Below are 14,158 nucleotides of genomic sequence, written 5' to 3'. Positions count from 1 at the left end.
GACGCGATCCGCCCGCCCCGCGCCCCGCCCCGCGCCGCGCAGCCGCCCCACCACGCCGCCCGGCACCTGAGCCCCGGCGACGGGGTGCTCGTGCTGGTCGGCTCGAAGGCGGGCGTCCAGACCGGCTCCGGCTCGGTACCCTACGGCGCGAGTAAGGGAGGGTTGCACGGTCTGGCGCTCACGCTGGCCTGACAGCTCGGTCCACAGGGGACCTGCGTGCACACGCTCTGCCCGGGAGACATCGACACGCCGCTGATGCGGAGGCCGCTGGACGAGGCGCGGGTCAACGGCACCGACGGCGGGCGGGTCGCCGCGATCGAGGCCGCGCTGGGCCGCCCCGAGGACGTCGCCTCGGTGCTGGTGCTGCTGGCATCGCCGGTCAGCGCCGGCCTGGTCGGCACGGTCTGCACGGGCTGAGCACCCCACCCTCTAGGCCAGCGGGACACACGTGGAGGCAGCATCGTGATCGGGATCATCGGCCCGGAGGACTCGATCCGGCTCGTGCAGGAGGTGGCGGCCGGGGAGGGCCGCGCGGAGGCGGTGACCACACGCGTGTACACCCGCCCCGAGCAGGCCCCCGAGCTGGCCCGCGAGCTGGACGAGGTGTGCCAGGTGCTGCTGTTCACCGGGCGCATCCCGCACGCGTTCGCCAGCGCGGCCGGCGAGCTGCGGGCGGAGATCGACTACGTCCCGCACGCCGGCATCGACCTGTACCGGACGCTGTCGCGGATGCTGCTGGCCACCGGCGGGAAGCTGCCCCGGGTCAGCGTGGACACCATGGAGGCGGAGACCGTCCGCGAGACGTACCACGACATCGAGGTCGCCCCGCCCACGGAGATCCTGCCGATCGCCGACTCCTCCGGGCTGCTCTTCACCGGCCTCGACGAGATCACCGCCTACCACCGGGAGCGGTACGCCTCCGGCGCGGTCGAGGCGTGCCTGACCTGCCTCGGCGCGGTGCACCGGGACCTCGCCGACAGCGGGGTCCCGGTGTGGCGCGTCGAGCACACCCGCGCCTCGGTGCGCGACGCGCTGCGCCGGGCCTGGCTCGCCGCCGAGATCCGCCAGTCCCGGGCCACCCAGATCGCCGTGATGATGGTCGACCTGGGTGTGTCGACAACCCGGGCGCAGGACCCGTACCAGGCGGAGCGGCAGCGGCTTCGGGTGCGCGAGGCGCTGCTGGAGCACGCCGAGCGGATGCGCGGCCGGCTGGCCACCGTGGACGACCGGACGTTGCTGATCACCACCACCCGGGGCACCGTGGAGAGCGCCATCGCCCGGCACCGGGACGGGCACGCCTCCCTGCTCACCCTGCGCGGGGTCGACGTCGAGCACGCCGTCGGCTTCGGCGCCGGCACCACCATCGCCGCCGCCGAGGACAACGCCCGCAAGGCCCTCGCGTTGGGCCGGCACGGCGGCGACACCCACGTGGTGTTCCCCGACGGCGAGGTCTACTCCAGCCGGGAGACCACCGTCCGGCCCCGGCTGCGGGAGACCGCCCCGGGCGTCCTGTGGGTCTCCGAGCAGCTCGGGATCGGGCCGCTGTCCACCCGGCGGCTGCTGGAGGCCCTGCACCAGATGGACCCCGACGAGGTCACCGCCCGGGGGCTGGCCGACGCGTACGGGGTGGAGGCGCGCTCGGCCCGCCGGCTGCTCAAGGCGCTGCGCGCGGCCGGCTTCGCCGAGGAGGTCGGGGTGCACGTCAGCACCGGAGCGGGCCGCCCGCAGACCGTCTACCGGGTCGCCATGCGGCGACTGCTCGGCGCCATCGGAGCCGAGGCGTCTCCGCCGGCCCCCGGGGCGGCCGAGCCGAGCCAGCCGGGACGGTGAGGGCCAGGATCGCGTGAGATCCGAACCGACCTACCTGCGCCGGGGAGACGCAGCGCCGCTGGCTGTGGCTCGCCGAGCGGGCCGCCAGGTACGCCCACTGCGCCGGCTGACCCCCCGGATCGGCCGTGGGCTGTGACGGTTTCCGCGCGGGACTGTGACAGTTCCGTGAAGAATGCGCTGGTCGGGGATTCGGCGGTTTGGCCGGCCGGTCTCCGGGGGCACCGTGGTGGGGCAGGCGACAACCCTCTTGAAAGGAACGGCCCACCGTGGAAGTAACCGGGTTCTTCACCGCCATCATCATCGGCCTGATCGTCGGCGCGCTGGGCCGGCTGGTCGTACCGGGCAAGCAGAGCATCCCGATCTGGCTCACCCTGCTGATCGGCGTGGTCGCCGCGATCCTCGGCACCCTCGTGGCCGGCGCGTTCGGGGTGGACGACACCGCCGGCATCGACTGGATCGAGCTGCTGATCCAGGTCATCTTCGCCGCGATCGGCGTGTCGCTCGCCGCCGGCGCCTACGGCCGCCGCCGACACTGACCCGCCGCGCCCGACGGCCGCCCCGCCGCCGTCGGCGCTCGCCTCGCCGGCCGCCGGCCCGCCCTGCTCAGGGCGGGCCGGCGGCCGGCGTCAGTGCGTGGCCGGCTCGCCAGCCAGGGTGGCCGGGCCCCCGTCGTCGGTACGCCGGTCCGGCCGGCGCGCGGCGTCGGGCCCACCGGCCGCCGCCCACGCCGTGGTGAGCAGCAGCAGCGCCGTGATGTAGGTGCTCATCACGAGCAGGCCGTGGCCGGGCAGGGTGGTGCCGGCCGCGTCCAGGCCGATCAGCAGGTCGGAGACGAGGAAGAACGCCCCGCCGACCGCCGCGCGAGCCGACACGCCGGCCGCCGCCGCGGCCATCAGGCACAGGGCGAGGCTGTAGCCGAGCACGGGCAGCCGCAGCTCCCCGAGCGGACCCCAGAGCACGACGTTGGCCAGCGCCCACAGCACGAGGTAGCCGGCCACCACCGGCACCGGCGGCCGTTTGCGCCGGGCGAACGTCACGATGAAGCTGATCTGGGCGCAGAGGAAGAAGCCCATTCCGGCCAGGAACGCGGGCTCGCCGTGCAGCAGCAGCGCCACGTCCCCGGCGGTGGCGAAGATCAGCCCCAGCGCGAACCCGTCGAAGCGTCGGCCGGAGCGCAGCAGCCAGAGCAGCAGCAGCGGGGCGAGCAGCGGCTTGGCCAGCCACTGGAGGACGGCGTTGTCCGTGGCGACGCCGACGAGTTCGACGGCGGCGGCCACGCCGAACGGGATGAGGCGCCTCATCGGGCGGGCTGCCAGCCGGGACGGCCGAACACGTGGCCGAGTCGGTGCCGCCAGGACGCGGCGGAGCGCACGTCGGCCCAGATCGACCCGTACTCGTGGATGGCCACCCGCAGCGGGTTGTAGGTGCCGATGTTCTTGGTCAGCCCGTACCGGGCGGGGGCGCGCTCCGGCTCGAAGGTGCCGAACAGCCGGTCCCAGACGATGAGGATCCCGCCGTAGTTGCGGTCCAGGTACTCGGCGTTGACGCCGTGGTGGACCCGATGGTGCGACGGCGTGTTGAACAGCCACTCGACCGGCCGGGGCAGCACCCGGACCCGCTCGGTGTGCAGGAAGAACTGGTACAACAGGCTGACCGACTGCTGAAGGAAGATCATCCACGGCGGGACGCCGAGCAGGGCCAGCGGCAGCCAGAACGGCAGCGAGGTCATCGGCGTCCAGCTCTGCCGCAGCGCCGTCGACAGGTTGTAGAACGTGCTGGAGTGGTGCACGACGTGACCGGCCCAGAACAGCCGTACCTCGTGGTGGGCGCGGTGGAACCAGTAGTAGGCCAGGTCGTCGGCGAAGAACAGCAGCACCCAGGTCCAGACGCTGGTGGGGGAGAGGTGGACCGGCGCGACCGTCCACAGCGCGACGTAGAGGCCGACGGTGAGCAGCTTCCACGGGAAGCCGATCACCTGGCTGCCCGCGCCCATGGTGAGGCTCGTGGTGGTGTCGCGCAGCTCGTAGCCGCGTTCGTCGTCGTCCGGCGCGAACCGGTAGGACAGCGCCTCCACGACGATGAGCAGCAGGAACGCGGGTACGGCGTAGAGCACGGCGGGGATCATGCTCGGCATTCCCTTCCGGGTGGGGTGGTGGGGGTGAGGGCGGCGGTGAGCAGGGACCGGGCCTGCTCGGCGGCGGCGTCGCCCCGGCCGGCGGCGACGGCCTCGGCGAGCCGGTGGTGGCCGGCCACGTCGAGCAGCTCGGCGGCCCGCCGCTCGGGTGGCACGCGGCCGACGGCGAGCGCGCCGGCCACCAGGCTGTTGAACCCCAGCAGGTACGCCGTGTTGCCGGAGCCGCGCACCACGTGCCGCCACAGGGCGATGTTGGCCTCGGCCATCCGGGGCAGGTCGGGGGCCAGCCCGGCGTACTCCCGCGCGGCGCGGGTGACGGTCTCGCGGGTCGCCGCGTCGGCCCGTTCGGCGCAGAGCCGGGCCGCGTCGACGCCGATGCAGGCCCGCATCTCCAGCATGTCCCGCACCAGCGTGTCGACGGGCAGGACGTCACCGGAGCGGACCAGGTACAGCGCGAGGTCGAGCCCGGCGTGCACCCGCCAGTCCAGCACCCGGGTCGCGCCGCCCTGGCTGACCCGGACCAGGCCGAGCTGTTGCAGCCGGCGCAGCGCCTCCCGGACGGCGTGCCGGTTCACCTCGAAGGCGGCGGCCAGCTCCCGCTCGCCGGGCAGCGCGTCGTCGGGCCGGTACGTCCCGCTGACCACCGCGTCGCGCAGCTGCCCGAAGACGTGGTCGGACACGGAGGCGCGGGGGGCGGGAACGAAGGCCATGCGGTGCAGTGTGTCCCCCACCACATCAACCCGTCAACTGGTTGGACCATCCCGCCCCGCCGTCGATATCGATGGAGTGGGTGCCGTAGAGGCTGCCGTTGGCCGTGGTGACCGGGCCAGATGTGCGCCTGGCCGCCGGTCGTCGGCGTGGGCCACCGGGCGGGCCGGGACCAGCGGGGCGTCGCGACCGGTTCCCCGACGGCCGTCGCCCCCGCCGGCGCGCTGCTCGTGGTAGTCCTGCTCGACGTTGACCGACCAGACGTCGTGGGTCGTGCCGTGGGCGATGTTCTCCGCGGTGAGCATCGCGGTCAGCATGGAGTGGTCCTGGTTGTTGTAGCGGTGCATACCGTTGCGACCGACCGGGTGCAGGTTCGGCGTCTCGCGGGCCAGCCAGCCCCGGAGCACGTCCACGTTGTGCTGGTAGCGCTCGTCGTACACCGGGTACGCCTTGGGCATCCGGACGACGTGGCCCGCCTCGACGACGCCGGGCGCGACCAGGCCGAGCTGCTCCAGCTCGGCGGCGGCCAGCCGGACCAGGTCCTCGTCTGAGCGCCGCCACATCTCGTCGCCCTCGAAGACGAAGTACTCCAGGCCCAGGCAGGTCCGGCCGTCCTTGACCAGGTACGGCGACCAGGAGCCGAAGTTCTGGATCCGCCCCACCCGCGCGGTCGGGTCGTGCACATAGATCCAGTTGTCCGGGAACGAGAACTCCTCCGGCACCACCAGCGCCACCGTCAGGAAGTCCCGGTAGCGCAGGTCGGCGGCGCAGGCGAGCACCTCCGCCGGTGCCGGCGGGTCCAGCGCCGCCACCAGCTCGGAGATCGGCATCGAGGAGATGACGTGCGCGGCCTCCTCCCGTCGTTCGCCGTCCGGCCCCACGACGGTCACGCCGGTCACCCGCCGGGCGTCCGGATCGCGGTGCACCGCCCGTACCCGGGTGCCGGTGCTGACCGTCGCGCCGCGGGCCCGGACCTGCTCGGTGCAGCGCTCCCACATCATCCCCGGCCCGAACTTCGGATACTGGAACTCCTCGATCAGGCTGGTCACGTCCCTGCGGTTGCGCCGGGGCAGCAGCGCGGCCCACACCGCGCGGGACAGCGAGAGGTTCTTGATCCGCTGCGCCGCCCAGTCGGCCTGCAACCGGTCCGCCGGCATCCCCCAGACCTTCTCCGTGTACGTCTTGAAGAAGATCGAGTACAGCCGCCAGCCGAAGCGCGCCGACACCCAGCCCTCGAAGTGCGACTGGTCCTTCGGCGGGCGCAGCCGGGCCCGGCCGTACGACCCGACGCAGCGCACCGCCTCCCGCAGGCCGAGGTTGCGCAGCGCGTTGCGCGCGTTGAGCGGGTAGTCGTAGAGCGCGCCCCGGTAGAAGATCCGGCTCATCCGGGGGCGGAGCAGGAAGTCCTCGTCGGGCAGGATCTCGTGCCAGAACGCCTCGACCCGGGACACCTTCGTGAAGAACCGGTGCCCGCCGATGTCGAAGCGCCACCCGTCGCGTTCCACCGTGCGGCTGATGCCGCCGACCACGTCGTCGGCCTCGTACACCCGCACCGCCTCGCCGTGCCGGAGCAACTCGTACGCCGCGGTCAGCCCGGCCGGGCCCGCGCCGATGACCACCGTGCCGGGTTCCGCGCCCATGCCCGTGCCGCCCCCCGTACTTGCCGAATGAGGCAGCGCCCTTACCCGGTCCGCCGCCGAATTCACCTGCCGTCCGGGTGTGAGCCGGCCGGGAGCGGGGAAACCCGGCCGGTCGCGGACGAGCCGGGGGACCACCAGATGAGCGAGGGGCACGGAGCCGCCGACGACCGGCCGACCGGCGTACGGGCCTGGCCTGGCCGGGCCACCCGGGGGGCGGCCCGTTCCGCTGCCCGGATACCCGCGCCGTGGGGGTTCGTGCTGGCCGTCTTCGTCGGCTCCAAGCTCGTGCTGTCGCTGGTCGCCGTGACCGCGCTGACCGCCTGGGACGGGGTCCCCGGGGCGCCCCCGGCGGACGAGGCGACGATGCGCGCCCAGCAGGACGCCATCTCGCCGCACCGGTGGCTCTCCCTCTGGTTCGCCTGGGACGGCCTGCTCTACGACCACCTGGCCCGGCTGCCGCTCACCGGCGGGTGGAGCGAGTTCGCCTTCCCGTTGCTCTACCCGTTCCTGGCCCGGCCGGTCGCCGCGCTGCTGGGCGGGAACACCGCAGGGGCGCTGCTGCTGGTCGCCAACGTCGCGTTCCTGTTCCAGCTCTACTACGCCCACCGGCTCGGCGAGCGGCTCTGCGGCGACGACGCGTCGGCCCGGCGCTTCGTCCGGTACCTGCTGCTGCTGCCCGCCGCGTTCCTGTTCCAGGCGGCGCTGACCGAGTCGCTCTTCCTCTGCCTCGCCCTCGCCGCCTTCTACCACGCCGAGCGGCGGCGGTGGCTGCTCGTCGGCGTCGTCGGCTTCTTCCTCGCGCTGAGCCGGTCGGTCGGCTTCCTCGTCGTCGTCCCGCTCGCCCTGGTCCTGCTGCGCCAGCACGCGTACCGGCTGGACCCGCGCACGCTCGGCCGGTACCTGCGGCTCGGCTGGCCGCTGCTGCTCCTGCCGGCCGGGTGGCTCGCGTTCATGGCGGTCGCCGCATGGCAGACGGGGGACTGGTTCGCCTACCAGCACGCCCAGGAGCGCGGCTGGGGGATCCGGGTGCAGAACCCGCTCTGGGTGGCGTACCACGGCCTGACCGGCGGCTCGGCCGCCGACGCCGCGCGGGTCTGGTTGGCCCTGGCCGTCGTGGCGGTGGCGGTCGCCGGGTTCCGCCGCGCCGAGCTGCCCTACCTGGTCTACACCCTGATCGTGGTGCTGGTGCCGCTCTCGATGGGGCCGCCGGTGTACAAGAGCCTGCTGCGCTACCTGCTCGCCGCGTTCCCGGTCGCCCTGGTCCTCGCCCGGTGGGCCCGCCGCGCCACCGTCGACACCTGGCTCACCGCCGCCCTGGCCCTGCTCCAGGGCGCCCTGTTCGTGGTCTGGCTGACCTACTGGACCCACTTCGTCATCTGACGCCGCCGCGCGGGTGTGACCGACGCCCCGCCCCGGCACAGGTTTAGCGGACCCCGGGGGCGGTCAACGTTCAGGGACAGCGACGACGAGAGGGGTCCCCGCGTGTCCGGCACAACGCACCACCGGTCCAGTCACGCCGCAACCGCACCGAGCGACGTGACGGACCCGCTGCTGTGGCGCCTGGCGTACGACGTCGCCGAGGCCCACCAACCCGACGAGACGGGCCGCTGCCGCAGCCTGCTCTGCGCGGGCCAGCAGGCCCCGTGTGAGACGCTGCACAACGCGAAGCGCGCCATGGAACTGGCCCGGGGGGCCGGGGCCGTCGAATCCCGGGGGACCGCACCCCGCGCCCAGTCCGCCGCACCGGCCCCGCCCCAGCGGCGGTCCCGCGCCGGTCGGGAGGCCGCCTGACGGCCCCGGGGACCCGAGCCTGACCCCGCCCCGGGGGCGGCGCGGGCAGCGCGGCGGGGCGGGGACGGGTTAGCATCCGTCGCCGCGACACCGGCGGCGCGAACCACGACGGGGGCAACGACAGATGTTCCGACGGGTGGCCGTACTGGCCGCACTCACCCTCACCGCGACGGTCGGCTGCGCCGACAAGGCGACGCCCACGGTGGCGCCCCCGTCGTCGGCCGGCCCGACCGCGTCGCCGGTCGTGGCCGGCCCGCCCTGGTACGACGAGGTCACCCCGGCGGCGGCCGGCACCACGGTCGGCCCCGAGGGCAGCGTCTGCCCGCTGTCGATGACCTTCTCGGTGCCGGCGGAGTGGAAGGTGAAGGCAATGAAGTCCGGGACGGACTACCGGGCCGGCCCCGCCCTGCTGCTCTGCGAGATCGACGCGAAGCCGGCCGGGCACATCGGCTTCCTGCGGGTCTGGAAGATCGAGGGAGCCACTCCGCTGAACCCGCAGCTCACTGTGGACAAGTTCCTCAACGAGTACAGCAGCAAGGCCGAGAACTCGGAGTACCGCCGGACCAAGGCCGGTCCGCTGGACTCGTTCGAGGCGACCTGGACCGAGGACGGTAGCCGCAAGCGGGCGATCGTGGTCTCCACCCTGTACGGCCGGCTCATGCTCACCCTCGGCGGCCTGGACGACGAGGAGTTCGAGGCGATGCTCCCGGCGTACCAGCTGGCCAAGTCGAGCGCGAACCTGCCGAAGTGACCGGCCGCGCGTCCCGGCCCATCGACGGGCCGGGACGCGCGCCCCGGCGGTCCCCTAGCCCCGGGGCCCGTCCGGCGGGGACAGGTGGTCCGCGAGCCGCGCGGCGGCGGTGAGCATGGCCCGCCCCCGGTCGGTGAGCCGCCGCCGCCAGCCCTCCAGCGAGCCGGCCAGCGCCTCGGGGCCGGCGGCGGCGCGGACCTGGCGCAGGACCGTGGCGATGTGGTCGAGCCGGTAGCCGCCGCGCCGGAGCAGGTGGGCCAGTTCGGCGTCGCGGACGTCGTCGACCCGGTACAGCCGGTGGCCGGTGTCGGGACCGCGCTGCGGCACGAGGACGCCGGCCCGCTCCCACTTGCGCAGGGTGGCCGGCGTAACGCCGATCCGGTGGGCGAGGTGGCCGATCGTCAGCGGACGGTCGGCCCGGCCCGTGGCCGGCGGTGTCGCCGGTGCGGCCCCGGCGGGGACGCCGGTGACCGCCAGGACCCCGACGGCCGCCTCGACGGCGTCGAGCGTCTCGCGGTCGCGGAGCAGTAGGGCGTGGCTGCGGTCGATCGCCCGCAGTGCGGTGTCCACGTCGCCGGCGTTGACGGCGCGCATGATCTCGCCGGCGGTCGCGTAGCCGTGCGCCGAAACGAGCGCGAGGTAGGCGCGCAGCGCGTGCGCGTGCAGGGCCGAGTAGGCGCGGTAGCCGCTCGGCGTGCGCGGGGCCGGCGGCAGCACCCCGTCGCGTTCGTAGTTGCGGACCGCCTGGGTGGAGATGCCGTGCTCCCGGGCGAGGTCTGTGGGACGGTACGATCGCACACGTTCTTGCGTTTGAGACTTCAGCACGGTCTCCCAGCAGCAGATAGCGTCAAACCTTCACAGGGCGAGTCAACGATACGGTAAAGGTCATGACTTCTCTGCCTGAGCCCTCCGACGACGCCGTGCCGCACGTCGCCGCCGCCGTGGCCGAACTCGTCGAGCGGATCGTCGCGCTGCCGCACGTCACCCAGGTGCAGGCCGACGAGCGGTCCGGTGCGCCGGAGGCGAGCTGGGGCGACCGGTTCTTCTTCGTCGGGTCCGACCGCCGCCGGCCGTTCGCCACCATCGTGGAACACGACGTCCCCGGGTTCGACGAGGACTCGCGCCTCGATCGGCCGGGGATCTTCCGCCTCAACGTGCACGTCGGCCGCGAGGAGTTCCAGCGCCGGTTCGGCTATCCGCCCGCAGAACTGCCCGACCATCGGTCGGGAGTCGACTTCACCCGGTGCGACGAGGTCCTGCCCCACCCCGCCTACGGCACGTACGGCTGGGCGTGCGTGCTCAACCCCGGCGTCCGACGGCTGCCCGAGGTTGACCGGCTGCTCGCCCACGCACACGGCCGGGCGTCCGGCGAACACCGGCGGGCACGCGGGGAGCAGCACGACTCCCGCTGACCCGGCGTGCCCCCACCGCCCCGTCGGGTCGTCGTTCGCGGAGCGTGGCTGATGCCGTATCCGACTCAGCCTCCATGGGCGCCGGGAGGCATACCTGCCGTCGAGCGGCCCCCACGCCAGGCCCCCCGAGACGTCCTGATCAAAGCGATCCCACCCGACGCCACGACTGCCGCGTGGGAGATCTTGGAAGGAACTGGCCCGTGGAGGGGCCGATTCGCGCCAAGATCTCCGGCTATCCCATAAAGCGGAACGGGATTCCCGGGGGGTGGGCGGCGGTGGCCGAGCTGGAACCGTCAGCTGCGAAGTTCCGGGCAGGGCCGCCGGCCCGCTCGGCGAGCCCGGCCGCCCGGTCGACCAGCTCCCGTACGCTCCGCGCGTCGCCGCACGCGGCGGCGGCCAGGGCGGCCTGGACCAGCAGCGTCCCGCGTAGCGCCGGCTCGCGCGGCGGGCCGACGCACACCGCCGTGGGGGCGATGCGGTCTGCGGCGGCGACCGTGACGGCCAGGGCCGGCCGGGCCCGGCCGAGGGCACGCAGCGCCTGCCCCAGCGGCACGGTGGCCGCCGCCACCAGCAGCGCGTCACCCCTGGCCACGGACATCGCCCGGTCGGCGGCCAGCCAGCTGAGATCGCCCTCGCCGAGCTTCACCAGCACCGACGACATGATCCGGTACGCCTGCACCAGCAGCTCCGCCGCGCCGTGCCCGCCGCCGCCGGCATGGACGCGTTGGGCGTCGCCGAGCAACTCCGGCAACATCCGCAGCAACTGCGGATAGTCGGCATGCTGGTACGTCAGCCAGGCGTGCCCCACCCGCCGGCCCAGCTCACCGGCCGGCGGTGCCACCCGGCCGACCGGCCCGGCCAGGACGGTGTCGTAGCGCGCCAGGGCGGCCCGCACCCCGTCGACGCCGTCCACGGCGGCACCGGCGGCAGCCGGCGGCCGGGCATCCCGGCCGAGCAGCGCCACCGGGTCGACGCGGAGCGCGTCGGCGAGGTCCCGGATGACGGTGAACCTGTCCAGGGCGCGGGTACCCCGCTCGACCTTGTCCACCCAGCTCTTCGACTTGCCGAGCCGGTCGGCCAGCATCTGCTGGGTCATCCGCCGCCGGACCCGCAACCGCGCGACCCGGCGGCCTATCGGCAGATCATGGGTGGTCACGACGCCACCGCCGATCGGGCACCGCCCTCGTGGTGTCGTCCACCGGCACCCGGTCCGCCTCGGCCTGCTCCAGCAGGCGTCGCCTCGCCGCCTGCCGCTCGGCGGCCTCGGCCCGCTCACTCCGGCTCTGCCCCGGGTCGCTACTCGTGCCGTCCATATCTCCCTGCCTTCTGGTTGGGTTCGTACCGCCGTTGCCGGTCTTGATCTTTTGCGTCGGTCGAGGGCTCCTGGACCGTCCACATCTCCAACGGTCTGCCGCACCATCCGACGATGCGTTCGGTGACCTCGGCGGTGCTCATGCCGTCGATCTCTTTGTGGGCGTCCGGTAGATACGCGGTCATGTAGCGGACGAGGGTCCGGATGTTGCACTGGCACAGCTCCTTGAGCTGGCGCTTGCGGGTCAGGCAGGGCCAGGGGTTGCCGCAGGCGAGGCAGGTCCAGTCCGGCCTAGACGGGCCGTGGATCGCCGGGTAGTCAGTCATCGCCGCCGTCGTCTCCCGGCTGACGGTGGCAGCCCTGCCGGCGGGGGGAGTAGGGCGGCCACATGGGTGGGCGTCGGTACTCGCCGCGTGGTCGCTGTGCCCACGGCTCGCGGGGACGCCAGCGCTCCGCGCGCAGCTCCGTCACGGTGTCCCGGTGGTAGCGCGCCTCGTCCCGAGCGGTCACGACCTCCTGGTACAGGGCGTCCAGGTCGGCCTCGACCCGACGCAGAAACCTGCCGACCGCCTCCGGGTCGAGGCCACGCCGACCGAGCTTGGTCATCGGGAAGTCTTGCCACCGGATCTCGGCCGGGGTCAGCAGGTTCCGCCTGGACTGATAGACCGCGCCGCCCTCGCGGGTGCCGCCGACATCGATAGCGGGCCCGTTCCCAACCGCGTCTGTGCTGGGCTCCATGTGCCTCCGTCCTGGGCTGTCGGACAGCGCTGCCCCTGTCCGGCTGCTGGAACGAGCTGGTGCGGGGTGGCCCGCTGGGCTGATCAGGTCCGACGCCTGGCAACTCCTGTAGACCTATATAGGACCGTAGGCTTTGGGCTGCCCGCGCGCAAGCCCCCGACCAGCGTGTTGGCGAATGTTGAAGATTGGCCGGTCTGCGTCAGGCGAGAGGTGGCCGTACAGTGGTGGTGCGGAGGGGTTGTCCTAGAGAGGACTACCTGAGTGAGGGCGGCGATGACGGACGAGCTAGGCACAAAAGCACCGAAGTACCTTCAAATCGCGGCGAAGTTGCGACGTAGCATCCGTGACGGGGAGTTGCAGGCGGGCGAGCAACTGCCAGCGGAGACAGCCTTAGCTGGACGGTTTCGGGTCAGTCCGATTACCTTGCGTAATGCTATGGGTGTCCTCCGCGCTGAGGGATTGATCGAGTCCCGCCACGGTGTAGGAACCTTCGTGCGCGAGAGCCGGCGGCTGCAACGCCTCTCTCGGCATCGCTACGGGCGCGCTCGTAGCGACCTCAAGTTGCTGACAGCGCACCTGCGACACGACATCGTGTTCGCCGGCAAGGCACAGGTCCAGGGTGAGATCGCTGCCGCGATGGGCGTGCCGGCTGGAACCGACGTGGTAGTTCGACGGCGGCACCTCCATGACGAGGAGACCGGCAAGCCCGAAGAGATCGGCGCGAGCTACATCCCGATCGATCTTGCTGACGGGACGTACTTGGAAGAGCCCAGGGTGGTGCCCAAAGCTCTCTTCCTCTGCATTGAGGAACTCAGCGGCAAGCGCTACGCAACGGCCCGCGATCACTGGTTCTCTCGCCTGCCCACGGCAGAGGAAGCAGCCGCGCTGGAGCTGCCGACCGGCGCCCCCGTCATGCAGGTGATCCACGTCGCCAGGGCCGATGACGGAACAGTCCTGGAGGTGTCGGAGTCCGTCTGGCCCGCAGACCGGATCGTCGTCATCGACGATTACCCCGTAGAGGCAGAGCCATCTCAGCCCGATGCTCCGTCCGAAGTTTGAGGGAGCCGTATGTCGCTTCTTGACCTTGCCCCGGGCCAGCACGCAGACGAAGTCCGTAACCATTGGTGGTGGCGTCCAGGGTGGCGCGCCGGCAGGCGCTTCTACGCCTTCCACATCACCTTCGAGAACCAACACCAACTCTGCGACACCGCGACGGCCTACCGAACAGCTCTGGCAGGGATGCCGAGCCTCACCCTGATCCCGGATCGATGGTTGCACCTCACCATGCAGGGCATCGGCTTCGCCGATGAACTCGCCCAAGACGTTGTCCAGGACATCGCCGTCGAAGCGCGCTCGCTGCTCGCCGCCGTTCCAGCGTTCCAGGTCAAGTTCGGGCCAATCGTCGTGGCCGACGAGGCGATCTTGATGCCAGCCGAGCCCGCCGAGCGAATCCACGAGCTACGCCACCTAACCCGGCAGGCTATCGGCCGAGTCTTGGGCCCCGACGAGGTTGGCGAAGACCCGGATCGGTTTCGTCCACATGTGAGCGTCGCCTATATCACCGCCGGTGGGCCTGCCGACCCCTACATCAGGGCCACGGCCCGTGCGGAGATTCAGCCCGCTCACGTGGCTATCAGGCAGGTTGACCTGATCGAGATGCACCGCGACCACCAGATGTACGAGTGGCGTACCGTGACCACCCTCCCCTTGAGATAGGCGCGGCGGCAGGCGGCAGAGGTGGATTATCGGAGGTTGTCACCTTCGCCGGAAACGGGGAGCGTGAGGATCGGCGTGGCGGCGACGATGGCCGGGCTGCCGACATCGGCGGCCATCTTTGTGTCT

17 protein-coding genes and 3 pseudogenes are annotated in these 14,158 nt (G+C 72.6%); 11 read left to right on the top strand and 9 right to left on the bottom strand.

Annotated features, from left to right (window positions below; genetic code table 11):
• The first annotated feature begins 6 nt into the window (after positions 1-6).
• The 4 genes and pseudogenes from GVV04_RS34685 (at position 7) to GVV04_RS02570 (ending at position 2,366) form a co-directional block, all read left to right on the top strand.
• Positions 7-192 carry an SDR family NAD(P)-dependent oxidoreductase gene (locus GVV04_RS34685; protein WP_407938754.1) on the top strand — a complete coding sequence of 62 codons (186 nt, stop codon included), beginning with the start codon at positions 7-9 and terminating at the stop codon, positions 190-192.
• A 12-nt stretch (positions 193-204) separates the two neighbouring features.
• Positions 205-417: pseudogene (locus GVV04_RS02580) on the top strand (hypothetical protein); the annotation flags it as partial.
• 45 nt (positions 418-462) lie between these two features.
• On the top strand, positions 463-1,830 hold the full coding sequence (locus GVV04_RS02575; protein WP_161684098.1) for a helix-turn-helix domain-containing protein: 1,368 nt from the start codon (positions 463-465) through the stop codon (positions 1,828-1,830).
• 266 nt (positions 1,831-2,096) lie between these two features.
• The gene (locus tag GVV04_RS02570; protein ID WP_161684097.1) at positions 2,097-2,366 is read left to right on the top strand and encodes a GlsB/YeaQ/YmgE family stress response membrane protein; all 270 of its coding nucleotides are present in this window, start codon (positions 2,097-2,099) and stop codon (positions 2,364-2,366) included.
• A 90-nt stretch (positions 2,367-2,456) separates the two neighbouring features.
• On the opposite strand, the gene GVV04_RS02565 is transcribed toward GVV04_RS02570, so the two are convergent.
• Genes GVV04_RS02565 through GVV04_RS02550 form a run of 4 tightly spaced genes read right to left on the bottom strand, consistent with a single transcriptional unit; the run spans position 2,457 to position 6,312 of the window.
• Positions 2,457-3,131 (bottom strand): lysoplasmalogenase, encoded by a 675-nt coding sequence (locus GVV04_RS02565; protein WP_161684096.1) that lies wholly within the window; start codon positions 3,129-3,131, stop codon positions 2,457-2,459.
• Positions 3,128-3,964, bottom strand: a complete 837-nt coding sequence (locus GVV04_RS02560; RefSeq protein WP_235965540.1) for a sterol desaturase family protein — start codon at positions 3,962-3,964, stop codon at positions 3,128-3,130. Before GVV04_RS02560 ends, GVV04_RS02565 begins: the two co-directional genes overlap by 4 nt.
• Positions 3,952-4,674, bottom strand: a complete 723-nt coding sequence (locus tag GVV04_RS02555) for a FadR/GntR family transcriptional regulator (RefSeq protein ID WP_161684095.1) — start codon at positions 4,672-4,674, stop codon at positions 3,952-3,954. Before GVV04_RS02555 ends, GVV04_RS02560 begins: the two co-directional genes overlap by 13 nt.
• Positions 4,675-4,707: 33 nt before the next feature.
• Positions 4,708-6,312 carry an NAD(P)/FAD-dependent oxidoreductase gene (locus GVV04_RS02550; protein ID WP_161684094.1) on the bottom strand — a complete coding sequence of 535 codons (1,605 nt, stop codon included), beginning with the start codon at positions 6,310-6,312 and terminating at the stop codon, positions 4,708-4,710.
• 138 nt (positions 6,313-6,450) lie between these two features.
• Between GVV04_RS02550 and GVV04_RS02545 the strand changes: the two genes are divergently transcribed.
• The 3 genes from GVV04_RS02545 (at position 6,451) to GVV04_RS02535 (ending at position 8,854) form a co-directional block, all read left to right on the top strand.
• Entirely contained in the window at positions 6,451-7,692 is a 1,242-nt protein-coding gene (locus tag GVV04_RS02545; RefSeq protein ID WP_235965539.1) for a hypothetical protein, read from the top strand.
• A 156-nt stretch (positions 7,693-7,848) separates the two neighbouring features.
• Positions 7,849-8,103 (top strand): hypothetical protein, encoded by a 255-nt coding sequence (locus GVV04_RS02540; RefSeq protein ID WP_161684093.1) that lies wholly within the window; start codon positions 7,849-7,851, stop codon positions 8,101-8,103.
• Between the two features lie 124 nt (positions 8,104-8,227).
• Positions 8,228-8,854: a lipoprotein gene (locus tag GVV04_RS02535; protein WP_161684092.1), complete on the top strand. Its 627-nt coding sequence runs from the start codon at positions 8,228-8,230 to the stop codon at positions 8,852-8,854.
• A gap of 54 nt (positions 8,855-8,908) precedes the next feature.
• Here the strand turns inward: GVV04_RS02535 and GVV04_RS02530 are convergent, their stop codons facing one another.
• A complete protein-coding gene (locus GVV04_RS02530; protein ID WP_161684091.1) occupies positions 8,909-9,652 on the bottom strand; it encodes a TioE family transcriptional regulator in 744 nt (247 codons plus the stop codon).
• 89 nt (positions 9,653-9,741) lie between these two features.
• Here GVV04_RS02530 and GVV04_RS02525 point away from each other — a divergent pair, with 89 nt between their 5' ends.
• A complete protein-coding gene (locus tag GVV04_RS02525) occupies positions 9,742-10,266 on the top strand; it encodes a DUF6194 family protein (protein ID WP_161684090.1) in 525 nt (174 codons plus the stop codon).
• A gap of 232 nt (positions 10,267-10,498) precedes the next feature.
• Here GVV04_RS02525 and GVV04_RS02520 read toward each other — a convergent pair whose 3' ends face one another.
• The 4 genes and pseudogenes from GVV04_RS02520 to GVV04_RS34680 form a co-directional block, all read right to left on the bottom strand.
• Positions 10,499-11,422 (bottom strand): helix-turn-helix domain-containing protein, encoded by a 924-nt coding sequence (locus tag GVV04_RS02520; RefSeq protein WP_328822164.1) that lies wholly within the window; start codon positions 11,420-11,422, stop codon positions 10,499-10,501.
• On the bottom strand, positions 11,409-11,579 hold the full coding sequence (locus GVV04_RS32680; protein ID WP_235965538.1) for a hypothetical protein: 171 nt from the start codon (positions 11,577-11,579) through the stop codon (positions 11,409-11,411). Before GVV04_RS32680 ends, GVV04_RS02520 begins: the two co-directional genes overlap by 14 nt.
• Positions 11,563-11,904, bottom strand: coding sequence for a hypothetical protein (locus GVV04_RS32675; RefSeq protein WP_235965537.1), 342 nt, complete (start codon positions 11,902-11,904; stop codon positions 11,563-11,565). Before GVV04_RS32675 ends, GVV04_RS32680 begins: the two co-directional genes overlap by 17 nt.
• 192 nt (positions 11,905-12,096) lie before the next feature.
• Positions 12,097-12,316 (bottom strand): annotated as a pseudogene (locus tag GVV04_RS34680) (DivIVA domain-containing protein); the annotation flags it as partial.
• A 273-nt stretch (positions 12,317-12,589) separates the two neighbouring features.
• Here GVV04_RS34680 and GVV04_RS34675 point away from each other — a divergent pair.
• From GVV04_RS34675 to GVV04_RS02505, 3 genes and pseudogenes are all read left to right on the top strand, one after another.
• Positions 12,590-12,799: pseudogene (locus GVV04_RS34675) on the top strand (GntR family transcriptional regulator); the annotation flags it as partial.
• A gap of 9 nt (positions 12,800-12,808) precedes the next feature.
• The gene (locus GVV04_RS32670) at positions 12,809-13,375 is read left to right on the top strand and encodes a UTRA domain-containing protein (RefSeq protein WP_328822163.1); all 567 of its coding nucleotides are present in this window, start codon (positions 12,809-12,811) and stop codon (positions 13,373-13,375) included.
• A gap of 9 nt (positions 13,376-13,384) precedes the next feature.
• Positions 13,385-14,032 (top strand): 2'-5' RNA ligase family protein, encoded by a 648-nt coding sequence (locus GVV04_RS02505; RefSeq protein WP_161684086.1) that lies wholly within the window; start codon positions 13,385-13,387, stop codon positions 14,030-14,032.
• The last annotated feature ends 126 nt before the right edge of the window (positions 14,033-14,158 follow it).

This window comes from Micromonospora rubida (genome assembly GCF_009908295.1).
Classification (GTDB): Bacteria; Actinomycetota; Actinomycetes; order Mycobacteriales; family Micromonosporaceae; genus Micromonospora; species Micromonospora rubida.
The sequence above is the reverse complement of the archived record's forward strand: the minus strand, read 5'-3'. Positions and strand labels throughout refer to the sequence as shown.

Bases quoted from the DNA above. Each gene is read 5' to 3' on its own strand.
- GVV04_RS02565 (WP_161684096.1), bottom strand. From the start codon at position 3,131: ATGAGGCGCCTCATCCCGTTCGGCGTGGCCGCCGCCGTCGAACTCGTC.
- GVV04_RS02560 (WP_235965540.1), bottom strand. From the start codon at position 3,964: ATGCCGAGCATGATCCCCGCCGTGCTCTACGCCGTACCCGCGTTCCTG.
- GVV04_RS02555 (WP_161684095.1), bottom strand. From the start codon at position 4,674: ATGGCCTTCGTTCCCGCCCCCCGCGCCTCCGTGTCCGACCACGTCTTC.
- GVV04_RS02550 (WP_161684094.1), bottom strand. From the start codon at position 6,312: ATGGGCGCGGAACCCGGCACGGTGGTCATCGGCGCGGGCCCGGCCGGG.
- GVV04_RS02545 (WP_235965539.1), top strand. From the start codon at position 6,451: ATGAGCGAGGGGCACGGAGCCGCCGACGACCGGCCGACCGGCGTACGG.
- GVV04_RS02535 (WP_161684092.1), top strand. From the start codon at position 8,228: ATGTTCCGACGGGTGGCCGTACTGGCCGCACTCACCCTCACCGCGACG.
- GVV04_RS02525 (WP_161684090.1), top strand. From the start codon at position 9,742: ATGACTTCTCTGCCTGAGCCCTCCGACGACGCCGTGCCGCACGTCGCC.
- GVV04_RS32680 (WP_235965538.1), bottom strand. From the start codon at position 11,579: ATGGACGGCACGAGTAGCGACCCGGGGCAGAGCCGGAGTGAGCGGGCC.
- GVV04_RS32675 (WP_235965537.1), bottom strand. From the start codon at position 11,904: ATGACTGACTACCCGGCGATCCACGGCCCGTCTAGGCCGGACTGGACC.
- GVV04_RS02505 (WP_161684086.1), top strand. From the start codon at position 13,385: ATGTCGCTTCTTGACCTTGCCCCGGGCCAGCACGCAGACGAAGTCCGT.